This is a genomic window from Pseudomonas sp. B21-053 (assembly GCF_026016365.1).
Lineage (GTDB): Bacteria > Pseudomonadota > Gammaproteobacteria > Pseudomonadales > Pseudomonadaceae > Aquipseudomonas > Aquipseudomonas nunensis.
This window is the reverse complement of record NZ_CP087205.1, coordinates 4,690,309-4,705,101: the sequence shown is the minus strand read 5'-3', so window position 1 is coordinate 4,705,101 and position 14,793 is coordinate 4,690,309. Positions and strand designations below refer to the sequence as shown.

Genomic DNA, 14,793 nt, shown 5'->3' with positions numbered 1-14,793 from the left:
CTCTGGATCAGGTGAAAGAAACCCTGTAGGAGCGAGGCTTGCCCGCGAAGGCGTCCTTCCAGCCGACATCCATGTTGAATGTTCGGACGTCTTCGCGGGCAAGCCTCGCTCCTACAGGGGCTTGGTGAATCAGTGGGACTGAGGCATCTCGCCGTTGGCCAGGCGCTTGTTGATATCGGCGATGACCTCGGGCAAATCGGTGATCGTGTCGATCATGTAGTGCGGCCGCGAACCCTCGAACATCGCGTGAATGCGCTTGCGTTCGCTGGCCAGTTCCTCGCTGCCGAGGGCCTGATAACCCGCGTAATCCAGGCCCAGCGCATTGCCGGAGCAGATCAGCGCCACGGTCCACATGCCCGCGCGGCGACCTTCAAGAATGCCTGGCACGGTGTCGTCGATCTTCACGCACGCCGCGACATCATCGATGCCCAGGGCGATTACGTTGGCCAGGGCCTGGGCCGGCCATGGGCGACCGTTAGGCACTTCATCGGTGGCGACCACGTGGTCGGCGACGTAGCCGTTGGTGGCGGCCAGTTCCACGACCTTGTCCATCACCTGTTTCGGGTAACCGGAGCAGGAACCGATCTTGATCCCTTGCTGGCGCAGGTTGGCGATGGTTTCCAGCGCGCCGGGGATCAGCGCCGAGTGCTCGGCGATTTTCTCGATTTGTAGCGGCATGAAGCGTTTGTAGATGGCGGTGACATCATCGTCGGTCGGTGTGCGGCCGAACGCTTTGCGGTAGCGCTCGGCGACTTGAGGCTGATCGCACAGGGTGCGAATGTGGTCCCACTTGCCCATGCCCATCGGCCCGCGGGCTTCTTCGATGGAGACCTGGACGTCGAATTCGGCGAAGGCCTCGACAAAAATCTGGGTGGGGGCGAACGAGCCGAAATCGACCACGGTGCCGGCCCAGTCGAGGATGGCGGCCTGGAGTTTGGTTGGGTTTGCGTAGTTCATGGTGATTAAGTCCTGTGGCAACTGGCTAATGGGTTGGCTGCTCTGTGTGGGAGCGGGCTTGCTCGCGAAGGCGGTGTGCCAGTCGACATATTTGCTAAATGACACACCGCTTTCGCGAGCAAGCCCGCTCCCACAAGGGGAATTGCGTTGTGGTTCAGATGTCGAGGACTTCCATTTCGCGCAGTACTTCAGCAATCGCCGCCACCGCCGCGTGCATCTCTGCCTGGTTGACGTGGCCGATGCAGCCGACGCGGAAGGTTTCGACCTGGGTCAATTTGCCGGGGTAGAGGATGAAACCCTTGGCCTTGACCCGTTCGTAAAACTCCTTGAACTGATAGCGCGGGTCGTTCGGCGCGTGGAAGGTGACGATGATCGGCGCCTGGATCGCGGCGGGCAGGAAGCTGCGCAGTCCCAGTTCGGCCATGTCCTCCAGCAGCACCCTGCAGTTGTCGGCGTAGCGCTGATGCCGCGCCGGCAAGCCACCTTCTTCGTTGTATTGCAGCAGGGCTTCGTGCAGCGCCGCGACCACGTGGGTCGGCGGGGTGAAGCGCCATTGGCCGGTCTTGGCCATGTAGGTGTGCTGGTCGAACAAGTCCATCGCCAGGGAGTGCGAGTTGCCGGCGGCATTTGCCAGCGACTCTTTGCGAGCGAAGACAAATCCCATCCCCGGCACGCCTTCCAGGCATTTGCCCGAAGCAGCAATCAGCGCATCGAACGGCACCTGTTGCGCGTCGATGGGCAGGGCGCCGAAGGAGCTCATGGCATCGATGATCAGGCGTTTGCCGTGTTGCGCAGTGACCTGGGCAATTTCCGGCAGCGGGTTGAGGATGCCGGTGCTGGTTTCGCAGTGAATCAGCGCGATGTGGGTGATGCCCGGGTCAGCCCGCAACAGGCGATCCAAATCGGCAGCGGTGGTCGGTTCGTCTTCGGCGGTTTCGAAGGTGCTGAATGGGCGGCCGAGCACTTCGCAGATCTTCGCCAGGCGTTTGCCGTAGGCGCCATTGATCAGCACCAGGACTTTGCCGTCGCGAGGCACCAGCGTGCCGATCGCTGCTTCGACGGCGAAAGTGCCGCTGCCTTGCAGGGGCACGCAGTGGTGGATGCCGGCGCCGTTGATGATCGCCAGCAGTTGTTCGCAGAGGCTGGCGGTCAGTTGGTTGAAGCGGTCATCCCATGAACCCCAGTCGACCATCATCGCCTGGCGGGTGCGGGCCGAAGTCGTCAACGGGCCGGGGGTGAGCAGGATGGGTTCGGCAGTACTCATTCACGTGTCCTCGCAATCGATGGGATGAAGCTACGGGGCTTAAATTGCAATTTGCCGTCGCATCAATCAAATTGTTTATTGTTATGCCAGCCATCAGTGAGGGTTATTCATGAACCTGTTCCAGCTCCGTGCATTCGACGCGGTGGCCCGCGAGGGCAGCTTTACCCGGGCCGCCGCACGGTTGTTCATCAGCCAACCGGCGGTCACCGGGCACATCAAGGCGCTGGAGGAGCACTACCAGATCACCCTGTTGCGCCGCACCGCGCGCCGGGTGGAACTGACGGAAGAGGGCACCAAACTGGCCGCGATTACTCGGGCGATGTTCGGCCTGGCGGAAGAGGCGCAGGTGATGCTGGAGGCCAATCGGCAATTGCTGACCGGGCGTCTGGAAGTGGCGGCGGACGGGCCGCACATGGTCATGCCGATGCTCGCCAGTTTGCGCGCGCGTTATCCGGGGATCACCGTGAACCTGCGTTTGGGCAACGCCCAGGAAACCTTGGCGGCGTTGTTGTCCGAACACGCCGACGTCGCGGTGCTGACCGAAGTCGAGCCGCGCAAGGGCCTGCATCTGCAAGCATTGAGCGAATCCCGGATTTGCGCGCTGGTGCCGGCCGGGCATCCGTGGGCGCAACGGTCGAAGGATGTGCGGATCAAGGAACTGGATCAGGTGATCATGGTGTTACGTGAGCCGAGTTCGATTACCCGGCGCACGTTTGATGAGGCGTGCAGCCAGGCGAAGGTCAGTCCGCGGGTGTTGCTGGAACTGGACAGTCGTGAGGCGGTGACTGAAGCCGTTGCCGCAGAACTGGGGGTTGGCGTGGTGTCGTCGGTGGAAGTCAGCCATGACCCGCGGGTGGTGGCGGTGCCGATTGTGGGTGAGGGGTTGGTCAATCGGCACATGATCGGGTGCATGGAACGGCGGCGGGAATTGCGCTTGATACAGGCGTTTTTTGATTTGGCGCCCCTTCCGAATTGACAACCCTGCCTTGTAGGAGCTGTCGAGTGAAACGAGGCTGCGATCTTTTCCGGCTCACTTGCGTCTCAAGCGAAAGGTCAAAAGATCGCAGCCTCGTTTCACTCGACAGCTCCTACGGGGTCGGCAAACTCTCGCGCACCATCTCCAGAAACGTCGCCACCACCCGCCGCGAACTCTGCTCGCGCAAGCACACCAGCGTCTCCGTCAGGCGCCGCTTGCAGTCGGTGATCGGCAGCGCACACACCCGCGAATCCGCACCAAACTCCGCCGCCGAAACCACGCCAACCCCAATACCCACCACCACGGCTTCGCGCGCCGCTTCCCGGCCTTCAACCTGAATCGCCGGCCGAATCCGAAACCCGGCGCCGGCCATTTCTTCTTCCAGTGTCTGACGCGTCACCGAACCAATCTCCCGCAGCACCAACGGTGTGTCATCCAGGTCCGCCAGGCAGATGGATTCGCGATCCGCCCACGGATGATTCCGCGAAACGAACGCCACCATCGGGTCATTGCGCAGCGGCAACGAGATCAAGCGCTCGTCGCTGACCTCCCGCCCCAGCAGCGCCAGATCAGCCTGATAGTTGAACAGCCGGAACAGCGATTCATCGGTGTTACCGGTTTCGATCTTCACGCTGATGCCGGGGTAGCGTTCGCAGAACCGCGCGATCTGCGGCAGCACGTGCACCGGCGCATCCACGGCGAGGATCAGGCTGCCGGTTTGCAGCGCCCGGGAGTCTTGCAACAGCTCCTGGGCTTCGGCTTCGATGACGAACAAACGCTGGGTGATGCTTAACAAGCGTTCGCCCAAATCCGTCAGGCGCACCGAGCGTTTATTGCGGTGAAACAGCAACACACCGAAGCGTTCTTCGAGTTTGCGCACCTGGTCGGAAATCGCCGGTTGCGTGAGGAATAACCGCTCGGCGGCTTTGGTGAAGCTTCCGTGAACGGCCACGGCGTGGAAGGCTTTGAGCTGGGCGTGGGACACCGACATCGAAACCTCCAGTAACAAGCTGAACTTATATTGGAAATACGATAAATCGATTTCACTTATTAATCAGTAATTGTTTTTATCGGCCTCAGCCCCGGTGACTGGTCAGTCGAACGGCATCGGGTGCCATGAGCCTGCGCGTGCAACAGCAGGACTCATCTGACCGGTATCGCCTCAGGGAAGCAGCGGTATCGCAGTGCTCAACAATAAAAAAACAGGCGTTATTTCTCAATTTCTGCCGGCACACTCACACCCTGAGGTCAGAACCACCATGAACAAGCACATCGGCACCATCAAGCGTTGGCGCGTGCAGATCTTCGCCATCACCTGGCTCGCTTACGCCGCTTTCTACTTCACCCGCAAAGCATTTTCCGTGGCCAAACTGGGGATCGCCGAAGACCCCACCTTCATGCTCGACAAAATGGCCATGGCCAACCTCGACGCGATCTACCTGGCGGCCTACGCCATCGGCCAATTCACCTGGGGCATCCTCGCCGACCGCTTTGGCCCACGCGTCGTAGTGCTCGGCGGCTTGCTGATTTCTGCGGCGGCAGCCCTGGTAATGGGCAGTTTTGCCACGCTGCCGATCTTCGCCACTTGCATGCTGATTCAAGGCCTGGCGCAGTCCACCGGATGGTCGGGGCTGTGCAAAAACATCGGCAGTTTCTTTCCCGCCGAGCAGCGCGGGCGGGTACTTGGATTGTGGAGTTCCTGCTACGCCTTTGGCGGATTGGTGGCGTCACCGTTCGCCGGTTGGTGGGCGTACACGCTGATCGGCACCTGGCATGCAGCATTCATTTCCAGTGCGGCGGTGGTTGGGCTGGTCGCCGTGCTGTTTTTTATTTTCCAGCGCAACAAACCGGAAGACGTCGGCTTGCCCGCCGTGGAGCCTGAGCCGGAGTTGAGCGCCGAAGAGACCTACGCACAAAGCAAGATCAGCGTGTTGGAACCGCTGAAGGAAATCCTGCGCAACCGCACCGTGCTGGTTCTCGGGCTTTCGTACTTCCTGCTGAAACCGGCGCGTTACGCGATTCTGTTGTGGGGGCCGGTGATTGTCTTCGAACAAATGCCCTCCGTGGGCAAGGTCGGCGCGGCGATCATCCCGACCGCGTTTGAACTTGCCGGGTTGCTTGGGCCGATCCTGCTCGGTCTGGCCTCGGACAAGCTGTTCGGTGCCCGGCGCATGCCGGCCTGCGTGATCAGCCTGTTGGCGCTGACGGTTTCCCTGGCGCTGTTCATGGGCGCCTTGCACAGCGGCAGCGTGATGCTGGTGGTGGCGTTGTTGTTTGTGATGGGCCTGACCCTGTACGGCCCGGACTCGATGATCAGCGGCGCGGCGGCGATTGATTTCGGCACCGCCAAGGCCGGCGCCACGGCGGCGGGTTTTGTGAACGGTTGCGGCTCGGTCGGCGCGATTCTCGGCGGTTTGCTGCCGGGCTACTTCGACTCGGTCACCGTGTTCATCATCTTCGCCGGTTGCGCGATGTTCTCGGCCTTCGTGCTGATCCCGCACTGGAACAGCCGCCCGGCTGGCCTGAGTCTCGATTGCGCCTTCGTGCCCAACCAACCGATGACCATCAAACCCCTGCGTACCTGAGGAAACCCCCATGAGACCTTTCTGGCTGGACCAAGCGCTGGCGGCCGAGTCCTGCGCGCCGTGCGAGCCACTGGCGGGCGACACCCGCGCCGACGTGTGCATTGTCGGCGGCGGCTACACCGGACTGTGGACCGCGATCATGCTCAAGGAGCAAAACCCCGAACTCGATGTGTTGTTGATCGAGGCCGACATCTGCGGTGCCGGCGCCAGTGGGCGTAACGGTGGATGTGCGCTGTCGTGGTCGGCCAAGTACTTCACGCTGGAGCGTTTGTTCGGCGTCGAAGAAGCGGTGCGGCTGGTCAAGGAATCGGAGCGCAGCATCTACGCGATCGGCACCTTTTGCGAACAGTACGGCGTGGATGCCGATTACCGCCTCGACGGCACGCTCTACACCGCCACCAACCGCGCTCAATGCGGCTCGACCGACGCGGTGATCGCGGCGCTGGAGCGCAACGGCATCAACTCGTTCACGCAACGGCCGGTGGCGGATGTGCAGCGCATGGCCGGGTCCAGCAAACACCTGGAAGGTTGGTTTTCCCCGGCGGCGGCCAGCGTGCAACCGGGCAAACTGGTGCGTGGCTTGCGCCGGGTGGCGTTGCAACTCGGCGTGCGGATTCATGAGAACACCGCGATGACGGGACTGGAGGAGGGCAAACCGGCGGGGATTCAAACCCCGAACGGCACGGTCCGCGCGGATCGGGTGGTGCTGGCGATGAATGCCTGGATGGCCCGGGCGTTCCCGCAGTTCGAACGCAGTGTGGCGATTGTTTCCAGCGACATGCTGATCACCGAGCCGCGTCCGGAACTGCTGAATCAAATCGGTTTGACCAGCGGCGTCACGGTCCTCGATTCGCGGATTTTCGTGCACTACTACCACAACACCCCGGACGGTCGGATCATGCTCGGCAAGGGCGGCAATACCTTCGCCTACGGTGGGCGGATGCTGCCGGTGTTCGATCAGCCGTCGCCGTATGCCGGGTTGTTGCGCAGCAGCCTGGCGGACTTCTTTCCGGCGTTTGCCGAGGTCAAGGTCGAGGCCACCTGGAACGGTCCTTCGGATCGCTCGGTCACCGGGTTGCCGTTCTTCGGTCAGATGAGCACCAGCGGCAATGTGTTTTATGGCTTCGGTTATTCCGGCAGCGGGGTCGGGCCGTGCCATATGGGCGGGCAGATTCTCGCCTCGATGGTGCAAGGCCTCGACAACCCGTGGACCCGCTCGCCGCTGGTCAACGGGCCGTTGGGTTACTTCCCGCCGGAACCGATTCGTTATCTCGGTTCGTTGATGGTGCGTAATGCGATTCGGCGCAAGGAACGCGCCGAGGATCACGGGCGCCGGCCACGGCATCTGGACGTACGGCTGGCGAAATTCGCGGCGGCGGCGGGGAAGGCGGATAAAGGTTGAGTCGCCACAGTGGTTTGGTGTTGATCAATCGGGTCAGGGTGTATCAGGCCGATTGACCAGCCAATCGAACAACAGCCGCGTATCTCTGCGCGGTGGCGGGGGCTGTGGAGGTTGTGGATTCTGCGCATTTGAAACAGCACAAATAACCGGACGATCCGGGTCACTGTCGAGAAAGCTGATAAACACCTCACTGCCGGCCGTGGGCAACCCTGACGCGGCTACGGCCACTGGCAGCCAGATACCGTCAGCGTCGTGCGCATCTGGGCCCGGCCACAGGCTGACCTGGATCCGGCCCAGTTTATCGAGCATCGCCGCCTGCCCCGGCTCGCCCAGCACTCGCGCGAGTTGATAGCCGGGGATGCTCGGCCTGGGTTGCTTGAGCGTGGGTCGGAATACGGTTGACCAGGGAATCGCGCTGAACCGGTTGCCATAGCAGGACGATTCAAACGGTTCGTCCGCGAGGATCGAGGGTTGCTGCCCCTGATGCTGGATTTCGGTGAGCAGCCATTGATCATTGAAACTCGACACCGGGTGTTGCTCCACCTGCACGATCCGTCCGCTGAGCAAACCGGGCTGGTCGCTTTGGCCGTGGACCTGCCGATGCTGGCAACGCAGCCGCTCCAGGGATCGACGACTGCGTTGATCTCGGTGCAATGGCCCGGTCGCGAGTCGGGTGTTGCTTGCTGGTTTGTCGGTCAGCGGATGATTCGCTGCGCCAAAACTGGCAGCGGCCGTGCTTCTGTCCTGGGCCTGAGTTTGCGGGAGGATCTGCGGCGAATCATGGCGCTGGAACAGTTCGTGGATCGCCGCGAACGCCGGTTCATCGAGGGGGTTGTCATGGAAGGGCGTCAGCACCGGCTCCTGCGGGAAGCTCAAACTGTCATCGGCCAGCACCAGCACATGCCCGTCGCGGCGATGTTCGAAGTGATAGTGGATGCCTTCTTCTTCGCAGAGCCGATGCAACAGGGCCAGGTCGCTTTCTTCGTACTGAATGCAAAAGGGCCGGACCGGATAGTGCCCGGTGTCCAATTCAAAACGGTAGCTGTGTTCGGGCAGGGCGTGTTCCTCGAATAATTGCCGAAGGATGGCCGGCACGCTGAGGCGATGAAACACCCGGCGGGCGGGTTGTTGTTCGAGGTTTTGCAGGTGCGGCACCAGTTCCAGTCGATAGCCGATCCGGTGCAGACCGCGATGCTCGCGACTGGCGCTGTGGAGAATGCCGTGAAAGCCCTGGTCGTCGCCCAGGCTCAGAAAGGCGGGTTGTTGCAGCATCCGCTCGAGGTTCATGGCCGGGGCCAGACCGATGACTTTGATCTCGAATCGATAGGGCTGGTTGAGGCCCTCACGGCCACTGAACTGCAGCACCTGCAAACTCAAATCAGCTTCGACCAGGGTCAGGGTGAAGGGACTTTCCTTGTCGTTGTGCATCGAGTGCGCTTCTGCCGTTAAATACGAGGCGCAGAGGGTACGAAACCACGGCCCTGAATAGTCAGCGCAAACTCACTTTTCAGAATCGCCCTACAAGCCCTGTTGAAGAAGTCGACGGCACGTCGGTAAACAGGATGGAATTTTTGGTCGATTGCCAACTTTAGGCCGTATAAACTTGGCGCCATGCGTCGGCCAATAGATGTCTCGGCGCCACAGATCAAGAGAGTGAGTAATGGGCGCACAGTGGAAGGTTAAACACAAAGAAGCGGCATCCAACGCCAAGGGCAAGATCTTCGGCAAACTGGTGAAAGAAATCACCATTGCTGCGCGTAACGGCGCCGATACCGCTACTAACGCACACCTGCGTCTGGTGGTCGAGCAAGCCAAGAAAGCCTCGATGCCCAAGGAAACCCTGGATCGCGCGATCAAGAAAGGCGCGGGCCTGTTGGGCGAAACCGTGCAATACCATCGCGTGACCTACGAAGGCTTCGCCCCGCACCAAGTGCCGTTGATCGTTGAATGCGTGACCGACAACATCAACCGCACCGTGGCGGAAATTCGCGTGGCCTTCCGCAAGGGCCAATTGGGCGCTTCCGGTTCGGTGGCCTGGGACTTCAACCACGTCGGCATGATCGAGGCGTCCGCGGACAGCCCTGACGCCGACCCGGAAATGGCCGCCATCGAAGCCGGCGCCCAGGATTTCGAGCCAGGGGAAGAAGAGGGTACGACCCTGTTCCTGACCGAACCTACGGACCTCGACGCCGTGCAGAAAGCTTTGCCAGAGCAAGGTTTTACCGTGTTGTCGGCCAAACTGGGTTACCAGCCGAAGAACCCGGTCAGCGGGTTGAGCGATGAGCAAATGGCTGAAGTCGAAGCGTTCCTGGAAGGCCTCGATAACCATGATGACGTGCAGGACATGTTTGTCGGGTTGGCGGGTTAATTTGTTTCGTCAGTAATACCGCTATCGCGAGCAAGCTCGCTCCCACAGTGGTTTTGTGTCGTACACAAAATGTGTGATCAACATAAATCCCCTGTGGGAGCGAGCTTGCTCGCGATTGACTGCGAAGCAGTTACCTGCAATTCAGTTCCCGCACAATCTCGCTGAAACCAGGCCGCGCCAGCACATCCGCCTGACAGCAGCGCCGCTCCAGATCCTCCAGCGCCACCCGATCCGCATCGCTCAACCCCGAATCAATCCGCTCCAGCAACTCCCCCAACAACACCCCGAACGCCCTGACTTCAATGCGTTGCAACGCACGGGTTTCAACCGTATCCGTCGTGGCATGAAACGACGCGCCACCGAAGTCGCCCAGCAAACAATCCCCGTGCTCATTCCACAAAATATTGTGGGCGTAGAGGTCGCCATGGGTGATGCCTTGCTGGTGCAAATGCTCGGCCGCTGACGCAATGCCCTGGGCCATGCGCAGAGCCACGGCGGCGGTGAAACGGGTGTCCTCGGCGTAGACGTCACGGCTGCAGGAATCGAGGCTCGGCAGCCCAGCGAGGTTGCGATAGCTCGGGTCGATCAATTGCATCACCAGCCCGGCCTGGGCTTGCGGATGTTCGACGATGCGCCCTTCGACGCGGATCAGATTGGGGTGCAGCCCGGCAGTGATGCACGCGTTCATTTCATGCAGTGGCGAACCATCGCTGGTCATCTCGCCTTTATAGAGCTTCACCGCGACCTGGGTGGCGGGCAGCTGCGCACGATCCCAGGTGGCGCGATGGATCACGCCGGAAGCGCCTTCACCAAGTTTTTGTTCCAGATGTAGCGCTGACCACGGGATGCTCGGCGTGGCATCGAGGGCGGTGGCATCGGCTTCGGTTTCCAGCGGGTTACCGGCGTAGGCCAGCCAGGTCAGCGCTGGCAGGGTCAGCAGCCACTCGGGCAGCTCAGCAAAACGGTTGGCCGAGAGACGCAGCAGTTCCAGCCGATGCAGCTGCTTCAGGCTCTCGGGCAAGTGCTGCAACTGATTGCCGGACAGCATCAGTTTTTGCATCAGCGGGCGTTCACCCAGCTCGGTCGGCAGTTCGCTGATGCAGTTGTCGGTCAGGATCAGCCAGCGCAACAGCGGCGGCAGGGCGGCGCCTGGCACCCGTTCGATGCGGTTGGCGCGAAAGCCGATCATGCTCAGCGCCGCGCATTGGCCCAGGCAGGCGGGTAGCTCGGTGAACTGATTGTCCGAGCAGAACACAATGCGCAAACGGGTCAGGCGGTGCAGATCGTCCGGCAGGCTGCTCAGGGCATTGCCGCTGAGGTTGAGAATCTCCAGCGAATCCGCCAGGTCGAAGATTTCACGGGGAAACTCCGTGAGGCCGCAGGCCAGGTCCAGTCGAGTGATACCTGCCAGCTCGCCGGCCCGCAGTTGTGCAAGGGTATTCATGAACGGGTTCGCTATTGATCGGGGAGAAGGACGCGGGGTCCTGGAATGGGCGGCATGATAGCGGGAAGTTGTGGTGTCGGTCAGGGCCTCTTCGCGAGCAGGCTCGCTCCCACATTGGATCGCGGTTCCCCTGTGGGAGCGAGCCTGCTCGCGAAGAGGTCGGTCAAATGACTTCTCGGACTTCCACCAACTGCCCCAACCGACTCCGCGTCCGCGCCAGGTCTATGGCATCCCCGCCCAGGCTTTCGCGCAACGAAGACTGCCCCAGCAATACCAGATGCTTGTCCTGATCGTACAAAACGTCGATCAGGTTGATAAACCGCTGCTGCGCGGCAATCGAACAGCCAGCCAGACTCGGCAGTTCATCAATGATCCAGTGATCGAAGCGCCGGCACAGTTCCAGGTAATCCATCACCGCCGTGGGGTGATCGCACAAATCGCTGAAGGTAAAACCGACGGTGCGTCCTTCGCAGTAGCGCGCCAGCAGATGCCGGGTGCCGACGGGTATTGCGATGGGTGCGGCGCGTTCAGGCAGGTTCAACGCCTGACGTTGAAGGCTGGTCGCCGGCCAGACGTATTGGCCTTGGGTAAACACCTGATGGGTATGGCTTCGCGCCTGGCTTCTATAGTCATGCGGGCCGCCGACTTCCATGACTTGCATGCGCGTATTGATCAAGTCGATCACCGGTTTGAAACGCGCGTGATAGAGCGGGTTGGGCAGCAAGCCTTCCGGCGGGTAATTGGAGGTGACCAGCAGCAGAATGCCCCGGCGGAACAGGGCTTTGAACAGACGGGTGATCAGCATCGCATCGCCGATGTCGTGGACGTGAAACTCGTCGAAACACAACACCCGGCAATCCTGCAGCAGCTCATCCAGCGTCGTCGCCAGCGCATCAGACTGCTCGCGATACTTGAACATGCCCTGATGCAACTGCGCAAAAAACTCATGAAAGTGCAGGCGCTGTTTCTGCGCGAGGGGGATGGCCTGGAAAAAGCCGTCCAGCAGCCAACTCTTGCCGCGCCCGACAGCCCCGTGCAGGTACAGGCCGGGCAGGGTTTTCGTCGATGTTCCCAACAGCGTCGTCGCATGCTGGGCCATGCAGTCGATCACTCGCTGCTGGCTGTGGCTGAGGGTGTAGCCCTGAGCGAGCGCCTTGTGCTGGAAGTAATCGTGGATGACGCGATGGCTGGTAGGGAGCGCAACAGCCTTGCCGAACAACCGGCGCAGTGCGGGCCAGCGCGGTGTGAGTCGCGAACGGATTGGCGGTCGAATGGCCACGATATTGTCACCCCCGGGTTCTTCAGGCCGGCTCACCGAGCTGCGGCGGCGTAGTGTAACCAGATGGGGAATCGCCCTACCACTTGTGTTGGCATGAAGGTGGCGCAGTGAGACAGGATTCTGCGGCGTGTACAGCTTATTTGCCGGTGGTGTTTCGACGTTTTTCCAACAAATCGATACAAATTCCCTGTTTTTTGATGGATCCAATCCGCCCGGCAAACTGGCGAAATCCCGTTGCGTTGCTACCCTGATTTTCAGGAGTCACTCCTCACAAGGAACGGGGCCGTGAACGGACGTTGGTTTTTGGCAATCCTGGGCATGATGCTCGGCATGCAGGCATGGGCCGCAGAACTTCAGGTTCAAGTGCGCGTCGATGTGCAGCGTGGCTGCCAGTTGGTCGGGCAACAACGCAGTGCCGGCGTCGAGCAACTGGGCGTGCTGGATTTTGGCAGCACCGCGCGGCTGGATGATCCCGGCGGCCCGTTGAGTGCAGCGCTGATGAGCGAGCGCCTGCCGCGCCTGGAATGCAATCCCGATACCCCTTATCAATTACGCGTCGATGGCGGCCAGCACGGTGGCGTCGGCGATGTGCGCTACATGGCGGGTGCCGCCGAGCACAGCAAACCCATTCCTTACCGGCTCTATCAGGACCCCGCGCGGTTGATCCCGCTGGCGGTGAACGTCCCGATCAGCGGCCGCGTGCCGGACAGCGGTTCCGTGGATTTACCCTTGTATGCCCGTATCGAACGACTGGCGGAGATTCCCCGTGTCAGCCGTTATTCAGACCTGGTGAAAGTAACGGTCACCTGGTAGCAGCAACTGTGTAACTGCCCCCGACGGATTCGGGTGGCGCAGGGAAGGGGACGCTCCTCGTTGAGCGTCCGGGTTTCGGAGTCCTGAGGGAATTGGGATTGGCACGATGACAAGCAGACACTGGATGGTTATCGCCGTGGGCGCACTGCTATTGCTCGCCGAAGACGCCCAAGCGGCGGTCAGCGGGCAAATCAATGCGCGGCTAACCCTCATTGCCGGGTGTGAAGTGACCAATGGCGCCAGCCCGGTCAGCGATGTCGGCAGCCTGGATTTCGGCCAGCAAGGCCCGACCTGGACCAACCCGATCAAAGCCAGCCTCAGCGATAACACGGCGGGCAAACTCAACGTCGCCTGCAACCCCTCGGTCACCGGGTTCACCGTCACCATCGACGGCGGCGCCCATGGTGATGGCACCACTCGACGCCTGAGCAACGGCAGCCAGACCCTCACTTATCACTTGTTCCTCGATGCCTCCGGCAGCCAGAGCTACAGCATCGGCCAACAACACAATTTCGCTGTCACCAGCACCGGCCAGATACCGATCCCGGTGTTTGGCGCGGTGGTGGCGAATACCCGCGCGGTACCGGCCGGTGTCTATACCGACACCCTCACGGTGACGCTCGATTGGTAAACCCGTAGAGGACGGACACCATGCACATGCTCGTATCAAGGATAGGTTTGTCATTGCTCGGCCTGACGCTGGCATCCAGCGCCATTGCGGCCACCACGGTCACTGGCCAGATCACCTCCAGCCTGACCCTGATCAGTAGCTGTCAGGTCAATGGAGCCGGCGGCTCCAGCGGTTTGAACTTCGGCGCCTTGAACTTCGGCACGGCCAACAGTCTGTTCACCGAGGCCGACGCCCAAGTGTTGGGTGGCGGTGGCGGGGCGCTATCGATTCTGTGCTCCAGCGGCACCACGCCAGCGGTGAAAGTCCGGGCCGGCAGCCATGACGGACAGTCTCCCGGAGGGGCCCGCGCCCTGGCCGATGGCAGCGGCAACTTCGTGCCTTACGACTTGTACACCGACGCCGGTCATTCGCAGATCCTGGCCATCGACGGGGTGATCAACCTCGCCGCCAGCACCGGGGTGGCGCAGACCGTGAATATCTACGGCAAGGCCGTGGGCAAAGCCGGATTGCCGGCCGGGACCTACACCGACACCGTCGCCGTCGAACTGACGTTCTAAGGTCATGGCCCGCCATGGATGGGCGGCGCTGGTCCTGCTCTGTGCGAGCAGCGTGCCCTTGCCGCTGGCAGCGGTGACCAGCCAGAGCTTCCAGGTCAGCGCCACGGTGACGGCCGGTTGCCTGGTGGTGGGCGGGGTGTCGAACTACGGCGGCCTGAATTTCGGCAGCCGCTCGGCCCTGGCCACCAGCACGGTGCAGGTGGCGTTGACCGGTGGCGTGCAGTTGCAATGCACGCCGGGGGTGACGCTGAACATGAGCGTCGATGGCGGCCAGTACAACAGCAGCGGCCGGCACATGCAGCGCAGCACCGGCGGCAATCGGGTGGCGTATGCGCTGTTTCGCGATGCGGCATTCAGCCAGAGCCTCGGTATCGGCCAGAGCGTGGCGGTGGCCTACACCGATGCGAACAACATCAGCCTGCCGATTTACGGTCAGGTGCAGTTACCGGGCAATCAGCCTGGGGGGACGTACAGCGATGTGCTGCAGGTGCAGCTGTCGTGGTAATGCGCGGTTTTG

The 14,793-nt window shown here is 61.5% G+C and carries 14 protein-coding genes; 8 read left to right on the top strand and 6 right to left on the bottom strand.

Going from position 1 to position 14,793, the window contains the following annotated elements:
* Positions 1-129: 129 nt before the first annotated feature.
* Entirely contained in the window at positions 130-957 is an 828-nt protein-coding gene (phnX, locus tag LOY68_RS21080) for a phosphonoacetaldehyde hydrolase (protein ID WP_265039562.1), read from the bottom strand.
* A 154-nt stretch (positions 958-1,111) separates the two neighbouring features.
* The gene (locus LOY68_RS21075; RefSeq protein ID WP_265039561.1) at positions 1,112-2,221 is read right to left on the bottom strand and encodes a 2-aminoethylphosphonate--pyruvate transaminase; all 1,110 of its coding nucleotides are present in this window, start codon (positions 2,219-2,221) and stop codon (positions 1,112-1,114) included.
* A gap of 109 nt (positions 2,222-2,330) precedes the next feature.
* Here LOY68_RS21075 and LOY68_RS21070 point away from each other — a divergent pair, with 109 nt between their 5' ends.
* Positions 2,331-3,197: a LysR substrate-binding domain-containing protein gene (locus tag LOY68_RS21070; protein WP_265039559.1), complete on the top strand. Its 867-nt coding sequence runs from the start codon at positions 2,331-2,333 to the stop codon at positions 3,195-3,197.
* 112 nt (positions 3,198-3,309) lie between these two features.
* On the opposite strand, the gene LOY68_RS21065 is transcribed toward LOY68_RS21070, so the two are convergent.
* On the bottom strand, positions 3,310-4,188 hold the full coding sequence (locus LOY68_RS21065) for a LysR family transcriptional regulator (RefSeq protein WP_265039558.1): 879 nt from the start codon (positions 4,186-4,188) through the stop codon (positions 3,310-3,312).
* 268 nt (positions 4,189-4,456) lie between these two features.
* Here LOY68_RS21065 and LOY68_RS21060 point away from each other — a divergent pair, with 268 nt between their 5' ends.
* Both LOY68_RS21060 and LOY68_RS21055 read left to right on the top strand, forming a co-directional pair.
* Positions 4,457-5,782: an MFS transporter gene (locus LOY68_RS21060; protein ID WP_265039557.1), complete on the top strand. Its 1,326-nt coding sequence runs from the start codon at positions 4,457-4,459 to the stop codon at positions 5,780-5,782.
* 10 nt (positions 5,783-5,792) lie between these two features.
* Positions 5,793-7,184, top strand: coding sequence for an FAD-dependent oxidoreductase (locus tag LOY68_RS21055; protein ID WP_265039556.1), 1,392 nt, complete (start codon positions 5,793-5,795; stop codon positions 7,182-7,184).
* 33 nt (positions 7,185-7,217) lie between these two features.
* Here the strand turns inward: LOY68_RS21055 and LOY68_RS21050 are convergent, their stop codons facing one another.
* The gene (locus tag LOY68_RS21050) at positions 7,218-8,612 is read right to left on the bottom strand and encodes a type VI secretion system Vgr family protein (protein ID WP_265039554.1); all 1,395 of its coding nucleotides are present in this window, start codon (positions 8,610-8,612) and stop codon (positions 7,218-7,220) included.
* Positions 8,613-8,844: 232 nt separating this feature from the next.
* On the opposite strand from LOY68_RS21050, the gene LOY68_RS21045 reads away from it, so the two are divergent.
* Positions 8,845-9,552, top strand: a complete 708-nt coding sequence (locus LOY68_RS21045) for a YebC/PmpR family DNA-binding transcriptional regulator (protein WP_054053813.1) — start codon at positions 8,845-8,847, stop codon at positions 9,550-9,552.
* Between the two features lie 130 nt (positions 9,553-9,682).
* Here the strand turns inward: LOY68_RS21045 and LOY68_RS21040 are convergent, their stop codons facing one another.
* Together LOY68_RS21040 and zapE are read right to left on the bottom strand one after the other, a co-directional pair.
* Entirely contained in the window at positions 9,683-10,996 is a 1,314-nt protein-coding gene (locus LOY68_RS21040) for a leucine-rich repeat-containing protein kinase family protein (protein ID WP_265039553.1), read from the bottom strand.
* A gap of 163 nt (positions 10,997-11,159) precedes the next feature.
* Entirely contained in the window at positions 11,160-12,275 is a 1,116-nt protein-coding gene (gene zapE, locus LOY68_RS21035) for a cell division protein ZapE (protein WP_265039551.1), read from the bottom strand.
* A gap of 318 nt (positions 12,276-12,593) precedes the next feature.
* Here zapE and LOY68_RS21030 point away from each other — a divergent pair, with 318 nt between their 5' ends.
* The 4 genes from LOY68_RS21030 to LOY68_RS21015 all read left to right on the top strand — a co-directional run bounded on the left by LOY68_RS21030 (position 12,594) and on the right by LOY68_RS21015 (position 14,781).
* Complete coding sequence (locus tag LOY68_RS21030) at positions 12,594-13,088, top strand: spore coat U domain-containing protein (RefSeq protein WP_265045820.1); 495 nt, start codon at positions 12,594-12,596, stop codon at positions 13,086-13,088.
* A gap of 106 nt (positions 13,089-13,194) precedes the next feature.
* Complete coding sequence (locus tag LOY68_RS21025) at positions 13,195-13,719, top strand: spore coat U domain-containing protein (protein ID WP_054053806.1); 525 nt, start codon at positions 13,195-13,197, stop codon at positions 13,717-13,719.
* A 20-nt stretch (positions 13,720-13,739) separates the two neighbouring features.
* Positions 13,740-14,276 carry a spore coat U domain-containing protein gene (locus LOY68_RS21020; RefSeq protein ID WP_265039550.1) on the top strand — a complete coding sequence of 179 codons (537 nt, stop codon included), beginning with the start codon at positions 13,740-13,742 and terminating at the stop codon, positions 14,274-14,276.
* Between the two features lie 4 nt (positions 14,277-14,280).
* The gene (locus tag LOY68_RS21015; protein WP_054053802.1) at positions 14,281-14,781 is read left to right on the top strand and encodes a spore coat U domain-containing protein; all 501 of its coding nucleotides are present in this window, start codon (positions 14,281-14,283) and stop codon (positions 14,779-14,781) included.
* Positions 14,782-14,793 lie beyond the last annotated feature (12 nt).

Coding starts and splice junctions, on each gene's coding strand:
- phnX (WP_265039562.1), bottom strand. CDS start 957: ATGAACTACGCAAACCCAACCAAACTCCAGGCCGCCATCCTCGACTGG.
- LOY68_RS21075 (WP_265039561.1), bottom strand. CDS start 2,221: ATGAGTACTGCCGAACCCATCCTGCTCACCCCCGGCCCGTTGACGACT.
- LOY68_RS21070 (WP_265039559.1), top strand. CDS start 2,331: ATGAACCTGTTCCAGCTCCGTGCATTCGACGCGGTGGCCCGCGAGGGC.
- LOY68_RS21065 (WP_265039558.1), bottom strand. CDS start 4,188: ATGTCGGTGTCCCACGCCCAGCTCAAAGCCTTCCACGCCGTGGCCGTT.
- LOY68_RS21060 (WP_265039557.1), top strand. CDS start 4,457: ATGAACAAGCACATCGGCACCATCAAGCGTTGGCGCGTGCAGATCTTC.
- LOY68_RS21055 (WP_265039556.1), top strand. CDS start 5,793: ATGAGACCTTTCTGGCTGGACCAAGCGCTGGCGGCCGAGTCCTGCGCG.
- LOY68_RS21050 (WP_265039554.1), bottom strand. CDS start 8,612: ATGCACAACGACAAGGAAAGTCCCTTCACCCTGACCCTGGTCGAAGCT.
- LOY68_RS21045 (WP_054053813.1), top strand. CDS start 8,845: ATGGGCGCACAGTGGAAGGTTAAACACAAAGAAGCGGCATCCAACGCC.
- LOY68_RS21040 (WP_265039553.1), bottom strand. CDS start 10,996: ATGAATACCCTTGCACAACTGCGGGCCGGCGAGCTGGCAGGTATCACT.
- LOY68_RS21030 (WP_265045820.1), top strand. CDS start 12,594: ATGATGCTCGGCATGCAGGCATGGGCCGCAGAACTTCAGGTTCAAGTG.
- LOY68_RS21025 (WP_054053806.1), top strand. CDS start 13,195: ATGACAAGCAGACACTGGATGGTTATCGCCGTGGGCGCACTGCTATTG.
- LOY68_RS21020 (WP_265039550.1), top strand. CDS start 13,740: ATGCACATGCTCGTATCAAGGATAGGTTTGTCATTGCTCGGCCTGACG.
- LOY68_RS21015 (WP_054053802.1), top strand. CDS start 14,281: ATGGCCCGCCATGGATGGGCGGCGCTGGTCCTGCTCTGTGCGAGCAGC.